Origin of the sequence: Hymenobacter psoromatis (assembly GCA_001596155.1) — a bacterium.
GTDB lineage: Bacteria > Bacteroidota > Bacteroidia > Cytophagales > Hymenobacteraceae > Hymenobacter.
Map to the genome: position 1 here is coordinate 1014043 of CP014771.1, position 16425 is coordinate 1030467.

At 59.0% G+C, this 16425-nt stretch carries 14 protein-coding genes and 1 tRNA gene; 9 read left to right on the forward strand and 6 right to left on the reverse strand.

The genetic code is table 11. The features are described 5' to 3' along the window. Positions 1–204: 204 nt before the first annotated feature. Positions 205–870, forward strand: a complete 666-nt coding sequence (locus tag A0257_04325) for a hypothetical protein (GenBank protein ID AMR26404.1) — start codon at positions 205–207, stop codon at positions 868–870. A 130-nt stretch (positions 871–1000) separates the two neighbouring features. Here the strand turns inward: A0257_04325 and A0257_04330 are convergent, their stop codons facing one another. The 4 genes from A0257_04330 to A0257_04345 all read right to left on the reverse strand — a co-directional run bounded on the left by A0257_04330 (position 1001) and on the right by A0257_04345 (position 4978). Beyond that, positions 1001–1573, reverse strand: coding sequence for a glycerol acyltransferase (locus A0257_04330; GenBank protein AMR26405.1), 573 nt, complete (start codon positions 1571–1573; stop codon positions 1001–1003). Positions 1574–1839: 266 nt separating this feature from the next. After that, positions 1840–2595 (reverse strand): hypothetical protein, encoded by a 756-nt coding sequence (locus tag A0257_04335; GenBank protein AMR29617.1) that lies wholly within the window; start codon positions 2593–2595, stop codon positions 1840–1842. A gap of 304 nt (positions 2596–2899) precedes the next feature. After that, positions 2900–3748: an MBL fold metallo-hydrolase gene (locus A0257_04340; GenBank protein ID AMR26406.1), complete on the reverse strand. Its 849-nt coding sequence runs from the start codon at positions 3746–3748 to the stop codon at positions 2900–2902. Between the two features lie 282 nt (positions 3749–4030). Then, complete coding sequence (locus A0257_04345) at positions 4031–4978, reverse strand: acetyl-CoA carboxylase carboxyltransferase subunit alpha (GenBank protein ID AMR26407.1); 948 nt, start codon at positions 4976–4978, stop codon at positions 4031–4033. A gap of 287 nt (positions 4979–5265) precedes the next feature. Between A0257_04345 and A0257_04350 the strand changes: the two genes are divergently transcribed. The 3 genes from A0257_04350 to A0257_04360 all read left to right on the forward strand — a co-directional run bounded on the left by A0257_04350 (position 5266) and on the right by A0257_04360 (position 6564). Beyond that, positions 5266–5342: transfer RNA gene (locus A0257_04350), tRNA-Asp, on the forward strand. Positions 5343–5810: 468 nt separating this feature from the next. Further along, positions 5811–6065 carry a hypothetical protein gene (locus A0257_04355; protein AMR26408.1) on the forward strand — a complete coding sequence of 85 codons (255 nt, stop codon included), beginning with the start codon at positions 5811–5813 and terminating at the stop codon, positions 6063–6065. Positions 6066–6180: 115 nt separating this feature from the next. After that, positions 6181–6564 carry a hypothetical protein gene (locus A0257_04360; GenBank protein AMR26409.1) on the forward strand — a complete coding sequence of 128 codons (384 nt, stop codon included), beginning with the start codon at positions 6181–6183 and terminating at the stop codon, positions 6562–6564. 1169 nt (positions 6565–7733) lie between these two features. Here A0257_04360 and A0257_04365 read toward each other — a convergent pair. Next, on the reverse strand, positions 7734–8402 hold the full coding sequence (locus A0257_04365) for a hypothetical protein (protein ID AMR26410.1): 669 nt from the start codon (positions 8400–8402) through the stop codon (positions 7734–7736). A gap of 152 nt (positions 8403–8554) precedes the next feature. On the opposite strand from A0257_04365, the gene A0257_04370 reads away from it, so the two are divergent. The 4 genes from A0257_04370 to A0257_04385 all read left to right on the forward strand — a co-directional run bounded on the left by A0257_04370 (position 8555) and on the right by A0257_04385 (position 13968). After that, entirely contained in the window at positions 8555–9676 is a 1122-nt protein-coding gene (locus tag A0257_04370) for a hypothetical protein (GenBank protein ID AMR26411.1), read from the forward strand. A gap of 87 nt (positions 9677–9763) precedes the next feature. After that, positions 9764–10696 carry a hypothetical protein gene (locus A0257_04375; protein ID AMR26412.1) on the forward strand — a complete coding sequence of 311 codons (933 nt, stop codon included), beginning with the start codon at positions 9764–9766 and terminating at the stop codon, positions 10694–10696. Positions 10697–10839: 143 nt separating this feature from the next. After that, positions 10840–11823 (forward strand): ATPase/protein kinase, encoded by a 984-nt coding sequence (locus tag A0257_04380; protein ID AMR26413.1) that lies wholly within the window; start codon positions 10840–10842, stop codon positions 11821–11823. Between the two features lie 549 nt (positions 11824–12372). Further along, positions 12373–13968: a hypothetical protein gene (locus A0257_04385; GenBank protein AMR26414.1), complete on the forward strand. Its 1596-nt coding sequence runs from the start codon at positions 12373–12375 to the stop codon at positions 13966–13968. 230 nt (positions 13969–14198) lie between these two features. On the opposite strand, the gene A0257_04390 is transcribed toward A0257_04385, so the two are convergent. After that, a complete protein-coding gene (locus tag A0257_04390) occupies positions 14199–14855 on the reverse strand; it encodes a hypothetical protein (protein ID AMR26415.1) in 657 nt (218 codons plus the stop codon). A gap of 74 nt (positions 14856–14929) precedes the next feature. Between A0257_04390 and A0257_04395 the strand changes: the two genes are divergently transcribed. Beyond that, a complete protein-coding gene (locus A0257_04395) occupies positions 14930–16399 on the forward strand; it encodes a lignostilbene alpha-beta-dioxygenase (GenBank protein AMR26416.1) in 1470 nt (489 codons plus the stop codon). Positions 16400–16425 lie beyond the last annotated feature (26 nt).

Consider the following 16425-nt stretch of genomic DNA (forward strand, 5'->3'; position numbering starts at 1 on the left):
TAACATATTTTTAATGAACATTTTTGTAAAAAAAATAATTAAATTAATTATATTTTCATAAGTATTTAAAGCTTCGCGTAGTACACCACTTGCGGCATGTTTGACGAAAGTAGTACTCAAACCCAATACTTCCCCCTACCCTCCCGAACTTTCCGCCCCACCCGTTCCTTTGCAAAACCAGCTGGCCTACCCGGCTGCCCGCCCATGCTGAAACCGCTGCTGCTCGCCGCCTCACTGCTGCTGTCCACCGCCTTTGCGCCGCCCGCGGCCCCCAGCTTCCAGCTGGCCAAGCTGCACTACGGCGGCGGGGGCGACTGGTACGCCAACAAAACCAGCCTGCCCAACCTCATTGCCTTCTGCAACCAGACGCTGCACACCGCCATCGCGCCCGACGAGGCTACCGTGGAGCTGGACTCGCCCGAGCTGCTGACCTACCCCTTCGTGCACATGACGGGCCACGGCAACGTGACCTTCACTGCTGCCGAGGCCCAGAATCTGCGCCGCTACCTCATCGGCGGCGGTTTCCTGCACATTGATGATAATTACGGGCTGGATAAATTTATCCGCCCCGAGATGAAGAAGGTATTCCCCGAGCTAGAATTCGTGGAGCTGCCCTTCTCGCATCCCATCTACCACGAGAAGTTTCAGTTCCCCAACGGCTTACCCAAGGTGCATGAGCACGACGGCAAGCGCGCCCAGGGCTTTGGCCTGGTATATAAGGGCCACCTGGTGTGCTTCTACAGCTACGAGTGCGACCTGGGAAACGGCTGGGAAGACGTGGGCACCTACCCCGAAGATAAGCCCGCTATCCACGAAGCGGCGTTGCGCATGGGCGCTAATCTGGTGGCGTATGCACTGACGCAGGACTGAGTCCGTTTGTCATTGCGAGCGAAGCGCGGCAATCTTTCCTTGTCGTTCGCTTCATAGGGTTAGTAACCCTCGCGTGAAGGAAAGATTGCCGCGCTCCACTTCGTTGCGCTCGCAATGACAGGCGATTGAATTACCGCACGCCCTGCGCCGGGAAGCGGCCGGTCTTGGTGCGGTAGAAGGCTTTGATTACTTCCAGGTCTTTTTCGTAATCGCCGGTGGGCCACACCACCGGCCCTACCCCCGCCTCGCGCTTCTTATAATCGAGGAAGCCGAGCACGATGGGCACGCCGGCTTCGAGGGCGGCGAAGTAGAAGCCCTTGCGCCACTTGGGCTGGTAGGCGCGGGTGCCTTCGGGCGTGATGAGGATAACCAGCTCCTGGTACTGGTCGAAGAGCTGCACCATGCCGTTCACGAGGCTATTGTTGCGGCTGCGGTTGACGGGCAGCGCGCCAATCGCCTTCACCAGCCAGCCCAGCAGCGGGTTTTCGGTCCACTCGCTTTTCACGGTGAAGCGCACGTCCACATCCATGATGTAGAAAGCGGCGCGGGCCATAATGATGTCCCAGTTGCTGGTGTGCGGGGCCGCAATCATCATGCACTTCTTGATTTCGGGCGGAATCTGGCCGGTTTGTCGCCAGCCGGTCACGCCAAAAATGGCTTTTGCGATATAATACCAGAAAGTAGAGGTTTTGCGGGCGGCCATGTATGCAAGGCAGGTTTTGGAACCCCAAAGCTACTTAATTAATGACGAATGACGAATACTACTTGTACTCCCCAGGAAGGGGTGTCTGAAGAGGAACGTCATTCCGAGCTTGCCGGGGAATCTCGCTCGCGTCGTTGCACGCTACCCAAACGATGCGAACGAGATTCCTCGGCAATCTCGGAATGAGGTTCTTTTTCGCAAATGCTTAGCGCCTCCTTCGTCATCCCGGCCGCTGAGGCAAGCTCGGAAACGTTCTTTTTCGCACCCTACCCAAGCAGCGCCCGCAGGGTAGCGGCCTGCGCCAGCGTGTGCCGGTAGCCAATCTCGAACAGCTCGCCGGCTTTGCGAAAATCGAGTGGGCGATATTGTTGCAGCTGCGGCGGCTCCAGCAGCAGCGTGCACTGGGCCTTGCGGGCCGTGGTGTTGGCGCTCAGGGCCAGCTGCAGCGTGCGCTCCATCACGCGGCGCAGGGTAGGCAGCTTGGCCTCGCGGTTGATGGGGTTGCAATGCACCCCCACGATGGGCGCCCCGAGCGGCAGCAGCGGCTCCACGGGCAGGTTATTGAGCAGGCCGCCATCGACCAGCCGCCGCCCCTGGTACTCGACCGGCCGGTACACGATGGGCACCGCCGACGATGCCAGCAGCGGCGGCAGCAGCGGCCCCTGGCTAAAATACACCGATTCGCCCGCCTCCAGGTCGGTCGCCACCAGCGTGAGGGGTAGGCGCAGGTCTTCGAAGCGCAGCGCCGCCCCCAGGTGCCGGGCCAATAGCTGCTCCACGGCCTCCAGGCCCAGCAGCCCGTTGCGCCCAAACAGCGGCCGCGTGAGCCGCGGAATGCTCGTAGTCTGCAACAGCCGCAGCACATCGCGCGGGGCAAAGCCCGCCGCGTAAAACGTAGCTGCGATGGCCCCCGAGCTGGCCCCCGAAAGCGCGCCTACCGGCACTTCCAACTCATCGAGCGCCGCCAGCACGCCCAGGTGCGCAATGCCCCGCGCCCCGCCGCCCGACAGCGCCAGGCTTATTTTTTGGTTCCTGGTTTCTGGTTCCTGGTTCCTTGTTTCCGGTTCCTGGTTGCTGGTTGTCGGTTGCTGATTATTGGTTGCTGACGGGAAAGCCATAGCTTGTACTTCGTAAACTAAGCAGTCAATCAAAAGTAATGGTATAAAAAGAACGTCATTCCGAGCTTGCCGAGGAATCTCGCGTGCGTCGTTGAACGAGGCCCGAATGATGCGAGCGAGATTCCTCGGCAAGCTCGGAATGACGTTCTTTTTATACTTGTCTACTTCTGCACGAGTACTTAAGAACCAGAAACTAAGAACCAGGAACCTATAACTCGCTGATGCGCAGCGTATCGGCCAGCCGCACGCCTTTGTCGGTCAGCTGCACGGTGCAGGCCTCGTGCAGGGGGTCGTGCTCCAGCAGCAATATCCAGTTTTCCTCGGCGGCGCGGCGCAGCACGACCTCCTTTTCGCTGAGGGTAATGAGCGGGCGCACGTCGTAGCTCATCACGTAGGGCAGCGGCAGGTGCGCCACGCTGGGCAGCAGGTCGGCCATGTAGGCCAGGGTGCGCCCTTTGTAATGCAGCACCGGCACCATCATCTTCTCGGTGTGGCCATCGGCGAAAATCAGGTCGCTGAACTGGGGTAGGGCATCGGGCACGCCTTGGGCGGGGTCCACAAATTTCAGCTGCCCGCTTTCCTGAATGGGTAGAATATTCTCGCCCAAAAAGCTGGCTTTTTCGCGCGCGTTGGGGTGGGTAGCCCAGTTCCAGTGCGCCTCGTTGCTCCAATAGGTCGCGTTGGCGAAGGCCGTTTGCAAGGTGCCATCGGGCCGCCGCCGCACCGAGCCGCCGCAGTGGTCGAAGTGCAGGTGCGTCAGAAAAACATCCGTGATATCGGAGCTGCTAAATCCCAACTGGCGCAGCGACTTCTCCAGCGTGTCGTCGCCGTGCAGATAGAAATGCCCCCGGAATTTCTCATCCTGTTTCTCACCAATGCCATTATCGACAAGCACCAGCCGATTGCCATCTTCCACCAGCAGGCAGCGCATGGCCCAAGTGCACATATTGTTGGCATCGGGCGGGTTCAACTTCTGCCACATGGCCTTGGGCACTACCCCAAACATGGCTCCCCCGTCGAGCTTAAACAAGCCGGTATCAATCGCGTGGATTTGCATAGAAGATATGATTTGCACAAAATAGTTTGTCATTGCGAGCGCAGCGCTCGCAATGACAAATGGTGTTAATTATTCACTGCTGTTACGCACTACCTTATTCGAGATGGCAACGGGGAGTAGCGCGAACTTTGTAGTTCGCGTCCAGCTCTGGATTGAATATACTGACTAGATATACCTAGGAGTAGCGCGAACTTTGTAGTTCGCGTCCCCGCGCCGTTATACTGGCTTTAACGGCGCGGGGACGCGAACTACAAAGTTCGCGCTACTCCCCGCTGCGTAACATCAGTTATTAAACACGCCCATTGCCGAGAACTTATCGATGCGCTGCGAAATGCGGTCCTCGGCCGGCACGGCGGCCAGCTCTTGAAGCGTGGCGAGCAGCGTCTGTTTCAGCGTCTCAATCATGCGCGGCGCATCGGTGTGCGCGCCCCCGAGCGGCTCCTGAATGATGCCGTCGATGAGGCCCGCGCCTTTCATGTCAGTGGCCGTGAGCTTGAGCGCCTCGGCAGCCTGCTCCTTATAATCCCACGAGCGCCACAGAATACTGCTGCACGACTCGGGCGAAATAACGGAGTACCAAGTGTTTTCGAGCATCAGCACCCGGTCGCCAATGGCGATGCCCAGCGCCCCGCCGCTCGCCCCTTCGCCAATGATGACGCAAACAACGGGCACTTTCAGCATAAACATCTCCTTGAGGTTGCGGGCAATGGCCTCGCCCTGCCCGCGCTCCTCGGCCTCCAGGCCCGGAAACGCGCCCGGCGTGTCGATGAGCGTCACGATGGGCACGTTGAATTTCTCGGCCAGCTTCATCAGGCGCAAGGCCTTGCGGTATCCCTCCGGGTTGGGCATCCCGAAGTTGCGAAACTGGCGCTGCTTGGTGTTGTGGCCCTTTTGCTGGCCAATAAACATCACCGGGTGCCCATCAATCTCGCCAAAGCCGCCCACCATCGCCTTGTCGTCGGCCACGGTGCGGTCGCCGTGCAGCTCCACAAACTTCTCGGCCATTCCCTGAATGTAGTCGAGGGTGTAGGGCCGCTCGGGGTGGCGCGAGAGCTGCACGCGCTGCCAGCGGGTGAGGTTGGCGTAGGTTTCTTTTTTGAGGGCGTTGATTTTGGCCTCCAGGGCCGTCACCGCCTCCGTTACGTCCACTTCGCTATCGGCGGCCAGCTTCTGCATTTCCTGCAGCTTGCCTTCCAGAGCGGCAATGGGTTGTTCAAAATCAAGCAGCATAGTTCAGGGAGAGAATTCCTGGTTTTGAGAATAAAAAGGCAGTATTCAGAAAAAGGCCGAGGCGATTTACATCGTCCCTACCCCCTCTCAAAAGCCGGGCGACAAAGGTAAACCCAAACCCAGCAGCCCGCTTTGCGAAAATTTTTCAGCTTGAGAAACAACGCGCAAGCTCTCGTTTGCCTTCGGCAAGCAAGAAAAATCGGCCCTATGTTTGCACACGCCGGTTTTATTGCCCTACCTTTGCATCACCAAAAAGGAAAAGCGCATCGCTTTCCGGCTTGGTAAACGGTTTGGTAGTTCAGTTGGTTAGAATGCCGCCCTGTCACGGCGGAGGTCGCGGGTTCGAGTCCCGTCCAGACCGCGAATCGTTTATAAAAAGGGCCTTCCCGGTATCGGGAAGGCCCTTTTTCTTTGACCTAACCGGAAAGAGTGGCACGCCCTTACGTGATTTGGCCGCAGTTTCGGTCGTTGGCAAGGTCGCTGGGTTACTATCCAGCTCCAACGCATCAGCTTGGCTGAGGTAGAGTAACTGGGGTAGGCGGCATTCACGGCGCTGATGGGCAAGTCCTCCCTGACGATGAACAGCAACCGCCGGCACTTCTGGCGTTCAGTCATGGTTCGTGTTTGGTACAGTTCGCCCGGCGTGCGCTTACTTGCACTCGCTCAGCACTGTACATGCCACCAACACAAGCTAATGCCGCCAAGATAGTAGTGCTTCCTGGTTTAGGGAGCAATAGACCTTCACCAATAGGCGGCCCGCCAGTGGCAGCGGCGCTTCTACGTTTCCCCTTATCACTCCCCTGCTGCACGTCAGCTATAACCGCCCTAATCAATGAAAACGTTACCAGCCCTTACCAGTAGTTTCGCGCTGTCAGCACTCCTGCTCACCGCCCAGGCCCAAACACCCGCCAAGCCTCACCACAACCCTACCCCCGCCAAGCCAAGCCAAACGGCCGACCACCGCGCCGCCACCTACCAAGGCCCCAAAGTGGTCAAGGACAGCAAAGGCCTGGGCCAGAAAATGGTGCAAAAAAGCAAGCCTACTGATATGCTGATGCGGGTGCCGACACGACCAATAAAGAAGTAACTCTACGCTACTGCGCGCCAGCGGTAACCCCCAAAACTAAATGGAAACAGCTTTCCTATCTGCCTGCTTAGGTTTCTGCTTATTGACAGGAGTGCAGCGTCCCTTAGTACATGATATGGGGCGCTACACCATAGCCGGTCGCACTAGGCTTGTTCCAGCCGAGGCTAACCTGGTGCCGAACAGGTATGGCAATGGCCGCGACTGGCTAACCGTACGCGTGGGTGAGCGGCATCCCGCTATTGGGGAGGGAACATTTATACTGGATTACGTCAAGCCCTCCAGGGCACCTGAGTCGGCCTACCAGCTCCAACTGCTCTCCTATATCTACTTGCTGAACGACTCCGTTTCGTACAACATCAATTGCACCCACCACTTAACTGGCACGCTCCACAAACTGCGGAAAGGGGGCTATTCAGGCACCTTCGCGGGGACTAGCCAAGCGAAGGAAGGTGAAAAGTATCCTGTGCAAGGCAGCTTCACTAACGTGTTCAGCCAATAGTATTCCAGTAATCAGCTGCGTAACATCAGGGAATTAGTACTTTTTATTCATAACTGAGATGAGCACAATTCTAGATTCTTACCAGAAATTAGCTGAATCAGGTTTCTTTGAGCACTTCGCGACAAAGGTAGAAAAGAGACTCAAAGAATTATTTCCTAATACACTGATAAATTACAGAATTAAATCCAAGGAGAGTCTAGCAGGTAAATTAGAAAGAAAAAATAATAAATATAACTCAATCGAAGAGATAACAGATTTAATAGGATTCAGAATTATTTCTTACCACGCTGAGGAAATACTTCAAATCCAGCGAATGCTGGAACATTTTTTTAAAAAAGATAATGAAAATAGCATAGACAAACGCACCCATATAAATTCAGAATTTGGCTATGCATCATTGCACTTAATTTTATCTATCGCTGAATACAGACCAAATCCGGAAGAAATTAGAAAAGACTTCTCAACCTTTCTAAATCAAAAATTCGAGGTTCAAGTGAGAACAATTCTAGAACATGCTTGGGCAGAAAGTGAGCATGACTTAGGATATAAGCCAGAACTAGTGGCAGGCTTGCCCTTACAGTTGAGACGCAATTTTGCAAGAATAGCTGCCTTATTAGAAACTGCTGATTATGAATTTACAAGATTACGTCAAGATTTAAGAGATTATCAGGCTAGAATAGACGCAAGTGTTGATACTAAAGATTACTCTGCACTACCAATTCAACAACAAGACCCAAGGTCACTAAGGGATTTTTTTTTAAAGAGTAAATTTGTGAGAAGAATTGAGGAAGAAATTAAAAGTGCAACTGGGTTGACGTCGAGTAATGTGCCCGGTGACATTCTAGCAAGTGATGCAGATTTTATGATTGATTATGAAATAACAAGCATTGAACAATTAAGAATTCTTATTTCAAAACACGAAAACGATATTATTAAGACCGCGATAAAATTTGCCGGAACAAATTATGCAAAAATTGAATCAAAGGGAATGAGCATTAGCCTTCCGAGAGATTTCTTATTGCCGTATGTACGCAAATTTATTACTGAAACAATGAAACCAATTAGTAATACTGGGGAGTCATATTGACTGAGGGGGATGAGGTGGTCTGATTAACTGCTGTTGCGCAGTACCTGCTACCGGCTGCGTAGCGTCAGTTAGTCACTCGTCATTAGTCCTTAAAACCCAGCCACTCGCAAAACGGCCGCAGCGCTTGCAGCGCGGCCAGAATGTGTGCCCGAAAGGCCTCGGGTGAGAGGCGGCGCACCTCGGCGTCGGGGAGGCTATGCACCAGCAGAAACTGCTTGTGGCGCAGCCAATTGGCTTCGGGGTGGGTAGGGTCGTAGCCGGGCGGCATTTTCTTGAGCTGCTCACCGGCCAGGCCTCGGGGGAAAAACTGTTGGGCCGCCGGGGCCGCCAGCAGCGCGTGCAGGCCGTCGGGCGCGTAGTCGATTTCCTGGCGGATGGCGGCCAGCTGCTCCTTGGTGGGCTCGTAGATGCCGCCGGCTATTATGGTCTGGCCGCTGGGACCAATTTGTATATAGCGGCCGGGGCCCTCGCTTTGCTTGCCGCCCACGGCGAAATAGGCCGAGAAATGCGTTTTGTAGGGCACTTTCACTTTGGAGAAGCGCACGTCGCGGTAGATGCGGAAGATGCACTTGCGGGGCTCCAGGCCAGCCAGGGCGGGCTCATCGGCGGTCAGCTCGCGCAGCCAGTAGGCCACATCCTGCTCGAAGTCGGCGCGCAGCTGGTCGTAGGTGGGTTTGTGGGCCTGGAACCAGTCGCGCTCGTTGTGCTGGGCCAGGTTTTCGAGGAAAGTGAAGAGGACGGCGGGGTTCATAGCCGCAAAGATGCGAGGTTATTGTCCGCCGAAAATTCCCGCTAACGCGGTGTCGAAGGTCTGGGCTAGCTGCCGGCTGGCGGCAATGAGCGCAACAGACTTAACGGCATGGTTTTTTCGTTTAGGCTATCCCTACCCCCTCTTTTTTATCCATGCGCTACCTTCCGCTACTGGCCTTTTTCACCCTGCTTTTCCTCGCTCAACCCGCTGCCGCCCAGCGCCCTACCGACCTCTGGTATTTTGGGCAGCAAGCCGGCCTGAGCTTCGCCGCTGGTGCCCCTACCCCTCTGCTCAACGGCAGGATGACCACCTATGAGGGCTGCGCCGTGGCCACCACCAAGCGCGGCGAGCTGCTTTTTTATACTGATGGCCAAACCGTGTGGAACCGCCTGCACCAGCCCATGCCCAGCGGCCGCCACCTCATGGGCAGCGGCAGCAGCACGCAGTCGGCGCTCATCGTGCCCGACCCCGGCTCGGGCAATATCTTCTACGTCTTCACGGTGGCGGCGCAGGGCGGGCACGACGGCCTGCGCTACTCAGTGGTGGACCTGACCCGCGCCAACGGCCTGGGCGACGTGCCCCGCGCCAACCTACTGCTGCTGACGCCGGTAGCCGAGAAGCTGGCCGCCGTGCGCCACCCCAACGGCCGCGACGTGTGGGTGGTGGCCCACCGCTGGAACTCCAGCGCCTTCGTGAGCTACCTCGTCACGGCCGAGGGCGTGCAGGCCGGCAAGCCCCTGCTCAGCAACGTGGGCAGCATGAACGCCGGCCCCGGCGGCAACGCCATTGGGGCGCTCAAATTCTCGCCCGATGGCACCCGGCTGGCCGCCGCTTTGTGGCGCGACAACAACAAGTTTGAGGTCTATGACTTTGACCGCAACGCCGGCAAAGTGAGCAACCCGCGCAGCTTCGGGCCCTACGCCGAGGCCTACGGCGTCGAGTTTTCGCCCGATGGCACCAAGCTCTACGGCACCTGCAACGGCAACAGCGCCGGGGCCATCGGCCGCGCCCAAGCCAGCGAAACCCAGATTATTCAGCTTGACCTCAAAACGAAGAAAGCCGAGGTGGTAGGCCATTCTTCCAACCACAAAATCGGGGCCTTGCAGCGCGGGCCCAATGGCAAAATCTACGTGGCCCGCGAGGATAATTCCTTCCTGGGCGTCATTCAAAATCCCAATGCCAGCGGGCCGGCCTGCGGCTACGTCGATGATGGCCTGAACCTGGGCGGCCGCCGCAGCAAGCTCGGCCTGCCCGCCTTCATCACCGAGCCATAGGGTAGGGCGTTCATTTGAGCAATCATTATTCGGCCGGCCACGGAACCTACGGCCGGGTGGGGTTAGTTTTGCACAAAAAAATCACGTATGAAAACATTTTTTTCGGGAAAATCGCGCCGCTTGCCCGTGGCGCTACTAGGGCTGCTAACGGCCGGCCTGCTCACTACGGCTTGTAAGAAAGACGACACCACGGCTACCCCTGACTACGCCGCCGCCGATGACGCCACCATTACCAAATACCTGGCGGCCAATTCTATAACCACCGCGCAGAAGCAAGCCTCCGGACTGTACTACGTGCCACTGGTTACCAACGCATCGGCCACCAAGCCCGTAGCTGGCAACACGGTATCGTTGCTCTACACGGGTAAGCTACTCGATGGCACCACGTTCGATGCCTCCTCGCTGCATAATAACGCGCCCGTTAGCTTTCAGCTTGGCGCGACGCCCCCACAGGTTATTTCGGGCTTCGACGAGGGCGCGTCGCTGATGCACCTGGGCGACTCGGCCGTGTTCGTGATTCCGTCGGGGCTGGCGTATGGGCCGGGCGGCAGCGGGTCGGCCATTCCGGCCAATGCGGTGGTGCGCTTCAATGTGAAGCTGGTGGACATAAACTTCGTTCTCACCGACGACAAGCTCATCAAGAACTACCTGGCCGCCAATTCAATAACTACCGCTCAGAAGCAGGCCTCGGGGCTGTACTTCGTGCCGGGCATCACTAATGCTACTGCCGCTACTACTCCCGGCAAAACGGTATCGGTGCTCTACACGGGTAAGCTGCTTGATGGCACCGTGTTTGATGCCTCGTCGCAGCACAACAACACGCCGCTCCAGTTCGTGGTAGGCGCCACACCCAAGCAGGTCATTCCGGGCTTTGATGAAGGTATCTCCCTGATGCATAAGGGTGATAAGGCCACGCTACTCATCCCCTCCAACCTGGCCTACGGCTTCGCCGGCGCGGGCACCAGCGTGCCAGCCAACTCCGTACTGCGCTTCGACGTGGAAGTTACCAACGTGCAATAATCCCTTGTAGCATTTCCCGCAGAAGGCGCGGAGGAAGGCGCAGAAGCCGCTGAGCGAACGACTCAGCGGCTTCTGCGCCTTCCTCCGCGCCTTCTGCGGGAAATTTCGTTGGGTACGGGGCGCTTCACCCGTATTTTGCGGCCGTGCCCGCTCCTACCCTCTCCGCCGCCGACTATGCCCAGGGCCTCGCTGCCGGGCAGCGCGGCACCCTGGCCCGCGCCATCACCCTAGTAGAAAGCACCTTGCCCGCGCACCAGGCGCTGGCGCAGCAGGTGCTACAAGTGGTGCTGCCCCGCACGGGCGGCGCGCTGCGGCTGGGCATCACGGGCGTGCCGGGCGTAGGCAAAAGCACGTTTATTGAGGCGCTGGGGCTGTACCTGGTTGAGAAGCTGGGCAAGAAGCTGGCCGTGCTGGCCGTGGACCCCAGCTCGCCGCGCGGCGGCGGCAGCATTTTGGGCGATAAAACCCGGATGCCGCAGCTCACGCTGCACCCGCGGGCGTTCATTCGGCCCTCGCCGGCTTCGGGCAGCCTGGGGGGGGTAGCGCGCGCCACCCGCGAGGCCCTGCTGCTGTGCGAGGCAGCTGGCTATGACGTCATCTTCGTCGAAACCGTGGGGGTAGGCCAGAGCGAAGTGGCCGTGCACGGCATGGTCGATTTCTTCCTGCTCCTGATGCTGGCCGGTGCCGGCGACGAGCTGCAAGGCGTGAAGCGCGGCATTATGGAAATGGCTGATGCCCTACTCATTACCAAGGCCGACCAGGGCAACGAGCAGGCCGCCCGCCGCGCCGTCCGCGACTACGCGGGCGCGCTGCACCTTTTTCCGCCCGCCGCCTCGGGCTGGACGGTGCCCGTGCGCACCTGCTCGGCCCTGAGCGGCGCGGGCCTGCCCGAAGCCTGGGCACTGGTAGAGCAGTACGCCGCCCAAACCCAGGCCAGCGGCTACTGGCAGCAGCGCCGCGCCCAGCAGCAGCTTCAGTGGCTGGAAGAAGCCGTGCGCCAGGCGCTGGAGGCACAGTTTTACGGCCGGGAGGGCGTGCAAAGCGCGCTGCCGGGCGTGCGGGCGGCCGTGGCAGTAGGGCAGCTCACGCCGTGGGCGGCGGCGGGGCAGCTGCTGGGGAACGGTTAGCGGATACCTGCTTTAATTGGAGCAATCAGTTTTCATAGTAGGCTTAGCAACACTGCTGCTTTTAGCTGGCTTATTTTTTAAGGGGCGCTACACCGCTTCAACGCCTTTACAAGAATATCCAGAGGCAGTCAGGCGGCTACTGCTTGTTGCACTATTGTAAAGTCCTTTTATTTGTGTACAATTAATTGTCTTTCAGATAATTGTACGGTATAAGATGGTTTTTTTGACATCTAATCTGAGGGACTTTTCTGCTTGTGGCATGCCAGGGGAAGCGTACGTTTACACCACAACAAGCAGTTTTTCTCCACTTTCTTCTTGCTTTGACCTATGGTTGCGCCGCCACGCTACTTGCCTTCCTGTCAAGGAAATAGACTGTTCGCCATTCGAGGTGGGGGCGTGGATTCACTCCGGGTAGCCTGGGCTAATCGGTGGGCAAATGGTAAGTGGGGCTGGGTAGGGCGAAACATAGCACTGGTCTTGCTGCTGCTACTCGGCCGGCTCAGCGCTGGCTCAGCGCAGCCAGCGCTCCCGGTTCCATCCTGGCAGCTTGTGACGGCGCTTGGCGACCCAGTTGCTCCTTTCGCTACGGCTACGGATGACCAGGGCAATGTTTATGTGGCCGGCTCATTTTATGACTCGCTGCGCCTGGGGCCTTTTAGGCTGCGTAGTGCTGGGGGAGAGGACGGCTTTGTGGCCAAATGGCGGGCAGATACGAAGGCCTTTGAGTGGGTGCAGCAAGTAGCAGGACCAGCAAGCGAACAGGTCCTGGCGCTGGCAGTAGCCCAAAACCGGGTGTATATCGTCGGGAGCTTTAGCAGTGCCCAGGCCCAATTAGGTACCCTTTCTATGCCCTATCAGGGGATGACGGGCAACGATAATTTGTTTGTGGCCCGGCTCACGACGACTGGCCCAACGAGTACCTGTACCTGGGCCCGGACGCTGGGTAGCAGCGTCACCACGGCCAGTACGGTGGCGGTGCTCGACAGCAGCATCTACGTGGGGGGGAGCTTTTACGGAACCGCCACCTTTGGTCGCTCCATGCTGCCCGACCGCCACGCCAATCAGCTTGGGCGCGATAATGGCTTCCTGGCTAAATTCACCGACACCGGCCGCACAGCCCGCTGCGAATGGGCCCAGCCCGTTGGGGTGGGCGTCGGTGCGCTGGCCGTGACGACGACGGGCGTGTACCTGGCGGGGCCTTATCAGGGAGGAAAGCCGGAATTTGACAACCTAACGCTGCCCAGTTACGGGGCGGGAAATATGTACATCGCCAAGCTCACGGATGCGGGCCCGCAGGGCAGTCTTACCTGGGTGCAACAGACCGGCGACGTGGAGCTAGCCTGGATAGGTGGGCTGGCAGTAGTGGGCAACAACGTGTACGTGGGGGGAACATTCTTTGGGAGAACAGTACCCTTTGGGACAACGCTTGTCACGAATGTCAACCACGGGCATGGGACGGACATTTTCGTGGCGAAGCTTACGGACGCGGGCCCAACGAGCAGTTTTAGCTGGGCGAAGCAGGCCGGCGGAAACGGGCAAGATGAATGCCACGGCTTGGCCGCCAATGAAACGGGGGTCTATCTGACCGGTACGTTCAACTCTGCCCCAGCAACGTTTGGCGCCTGCCAGGTACGCAATCAGGGCGGAGCCGATGTGTTTGCGACCCAGCTGACGGATGCGGGCACCACGGCAAGCTTCAACTGGGCGCAAAGCGTAGGCGGTCCCGCGAATGATAAGAGTTGGTCAATGGCCCTGAGTGGGACGCGTATATATATAGCTTCTACTTTACTAACCCCGGTTCAGCTGGATGCCGGGGTGGTGGCGCAGGGGGCTTTTCTCGGCGTGCTGGAGTCGCCCTCGGCCAGTACAACCGTGGCCAGCGCTTCGGCGGCCTGGGCCGTAGCGCTCTCCCCTAATCCGGCCCAGGGAATGGTTACCGTGCATCTACCGCCACAACCTAAAGGCCTCGACGCTACCTTTCAACTCTACGACGCGCAAGGCCGCGTGGTGCGCTCGCGCACGCAAGCCGTACCGGTCACGGGCTTGGACCAAGCGTGGTCGCTGGATGGCCTGTCGAGCGGGCTGTATATACTGCGCGTGCAAGCAGGGTCCGCGACAACCAGCCAGCACTTAATCGTAGAATAAGCCTATATAAGGACAAGATGGCCCGCGCGGCAGGAAGGAGGATTGGTGGAGGCAGCACATAGCGAAAGACAGCATCAGCTGAGCCAGTGCAGCTCTTCCCAAATCGCTAAAAAGCTCAGTATAGCCAATCAAAAGCAGAGGGCAGGCAGTAATCTCCTTCTGAAATAAGCCAGCTAAAAGCAGAGGCAGTTATTTGATAATATGAAGTCAACTCTTCCTACCCTGCCTAACTACTGGTCGAGCGTAGCAGGACTAGCCAGCAGGGCGTTCAGCCGCTGCTTCCAAGAACTGGACAAATACGGCGTTGCCAGCAGCGCCCGCACCTTATCTAAGTCGTGCGGGCCGGGCGCGAGGCAGTCCACCATATCCTGAATGGTAACAGGGTAAGGCGAGGCCTGCACCAGCGTAATAGCATCACCCACCTGCAACGTGCCGGGCTGCTGCACCCGAAAGTAGATACCGCTGCGGCGCGCTAACTCAAATTCGCGCACGATGCCCGGCCGCGCCAGGCGAATACCCAACTTGAAGCAGGGCTGGCGGGGCTGCACGGCCATGAGCACGGCCGTGCCGAATTGGAAGCAGTCGCCCACGCGCACCTCCGTTTCTAGCAAGCCCCGCGTGGTCAGGTTTTCGCCGAAGGCAGCGGGCACCAGCTGGGCGGGGGGTAGGAGCTGCCGCCAGTAGTCCCAGTGCTCCTGCGGGTATGCGTATACCGCTTTGTCGGGGCCGCCGTGCACGCGCAGGTCGGCCTGGCCATCGCCGGCCAGGTACTCAGCCAGCACGGCTACCGGCCCCGCGACGGGCTGCTTAAACATGCTGGTGCGCACGGTTTTTCCCTGCCAAGGCACGTCTTGCGGCAGGGCGATATTAACGGAGAGAAGCTGCATGGCGCGAAGTACGGGCGCGGGTGTCACTTATTGCGGCCGGCGCTCGTTAGCCGCGCGCACCTTGTTTCGTTTCCATGCCCGTTCGCCACTACCCTACCCTGCTCACGTACCTGGAAGGCAACCGCCGCCGCACGCCCGAATTTGACGACGTGGCGCTGGAGCTGGTGGAAGGCGCCCTACCCCCCGATTTGGTGGGTACGCTGCTGCGCAACGGCAACGGCCACTTTGAGCAGCACGGTGTACTCTACGACCACCTCTTCGACGGCGATGGCATGGTGGCGCGCTTTCGCTTTGATGGCCAGCGCGTCACGTACCGCAACCGCTACGTGCGCACCGACGAGTTTGTGGCCGAGGAAGCCGCCGACCAGATGCTCTACCGCAGCTTCGGCACCAACCTGCCGGGCGGGCTGCGGGCCAACTTTGGTAAAACGCAGTTCAAAAACACCGCTAATACCAGCCTCATCGCGCACGGCGGCCACCTGCTGGCGCTGTGGGAAGGCGGCTGGCCCCACGCCATTAACCCCGAGTCGCTGGCCACGCTGGGGCGCTTCGACTACGGCGGGGTGCTGCGCAATCCGTTTGGCTGGCTCGACCGGCGCATTACGCCCGAAATGCCCTTTTCAGCCCACCCCAAGGTACATCCGACCACCGGCGTGCTGCACAATTTCGGTACCGTGGCGGGCCGCAAGCACCGGCTGGTGCTATATGAGGTGAGCCCGGCCGGCGCGGCGCGGGTGGCCCACGTGCTGCCGCTGGCCGACGCCCACTTTGCCCACGACTTCGTGCTGACGGCCAGCGGGCACCAGATTTTCTTCCTCACGCCGGTGGCGTTCGATGTGTTTCGGGCCTTCGTGGGGCTGACCTCGCCGGCGGCCTCCATCAAGGTTGATACGGGCCAGCCGACCCAGATTGTGGTGGTGGCCCCCGATGGCACGGTGCACCGGCTGCACACCGATTTTGGCTTCGCGTTCCACTTCGTGAATGGCTACCAGGACCCCGCCGACGGCACGCTGGTGGTCGATGCGCTGCTGCTCGGCAACTACCCCGATTCGGCCAGCATAAAGGCATATCTGGCCGGCAACCTGCCCGACGACCAGCCGCAGGCGCGGTTCGTGCGCTTCCGCCTCGACCTGGCGGCTAGTACCGTAACCCGGCAGTCGTTGGGCGACTGCGAGGGCGAGTTGCCCGAGATTCACCCCGACCACCTGGGCCAGCCCTACCGCTACACTTGGACCATCGGGCGGCCCGCCAGCTCGCCCCTACCCCTGCTCGACCACCTGCTTAAGCTCGATGTGCACACCGGCGAGGTTCGCCACGCCTCCGCACCCGGCACGCTGTGCAGCGAGCCCGTGGTGGTACCGCGCCCCGGCGCAACCCGCGAAGACGATGGCTACCTGGCCTATCTGCGCTTCGACGCCACCACCAACACCACCGACCTGCTCGTGGCCGCCGCCGCCGACCTGCGCCCGCTGGCCCGGCTGCGGCTGCCGCACAATATTCCGCTGGGCTTTCACGGGCTGTGGCAGGGGGGGGTAGGGAAGTAAGGAGAAACAGTTTGCAAAAAAGAACG

Coding starts and splice junctions, on each gene's coding strand:
- A0257_04325 (AMR26404.1), top strand. CDS start 205: ATGCTGAAACCGCTGCTGCTCGCCGCCTCACTGCTGCTGTCCACCGCC.
- A0257_04330 (AMR26405.1), bottom strand. CDS start 1,573: ATGGCCGCCCGCAAAACCTCTACTTTCTGGTATTATATCGCAAAAGCC.
- A0257_04340 (AMR26406.1), bottom strand. CDS start 3,748: ATGCAAATCCACGCGATTGATACCGGCTTGTTTAAGCTCGACGGGGGA.
- A0257_04345 (AMR26407.1), bottom strand. CDS start 4,978: ATGCTGCTTGATTTTGAACAACCCATTGCCGCTCTGGAAGGCAAGCTG.
- A0257_04355 (AMR26408.1), top strand. CDS start 5,811: ATGAAAACGTTACCAGCCCTTACCAGTAGTTTCGCGCTGTCAGCACTC.
- A0257_04360 (AMR26409.1), top strand. CDS start 6,181: ATGGGGCGCTACACCATAGCCGGTCGCACTAGGCTTGTTCCAGCCGAG.
- A0257_04365 (AMR26410.1), bottom strand. CDS start 8,402: ATGAACCCCGCCGTCCTCTTCACTTTCCTCGAAAACCTGGCCCAGCAC.
- A0257_04370 (AMR26411.1), top strand. CDS start 8,555: ATGCGCTACCTTCCGCTACTGGCCTTTTTCACCCTGCTTTTCCTCGCT.
- A0257_04375 (AMR26412.1), top strand. CDS start 9,764: ATGAAAACATTTTTTTCGGGAAAATCGCGCCGCTTGCCCGTGGCGCTA.
- A0257_04390 (AMR26415.1), bottom strand. CDS start 14,855: ATGCAGCTTCTCTCCGTTAATATCGCCCTGCCGCAAGACGTGCCTTGG.
- A0257_04395 (AMR26416.1), top strand. CDS start 14,930: ATGCCCGTTCGCCACTACCCTACCCTGCTCACGTACCTGGAAGGCAAC.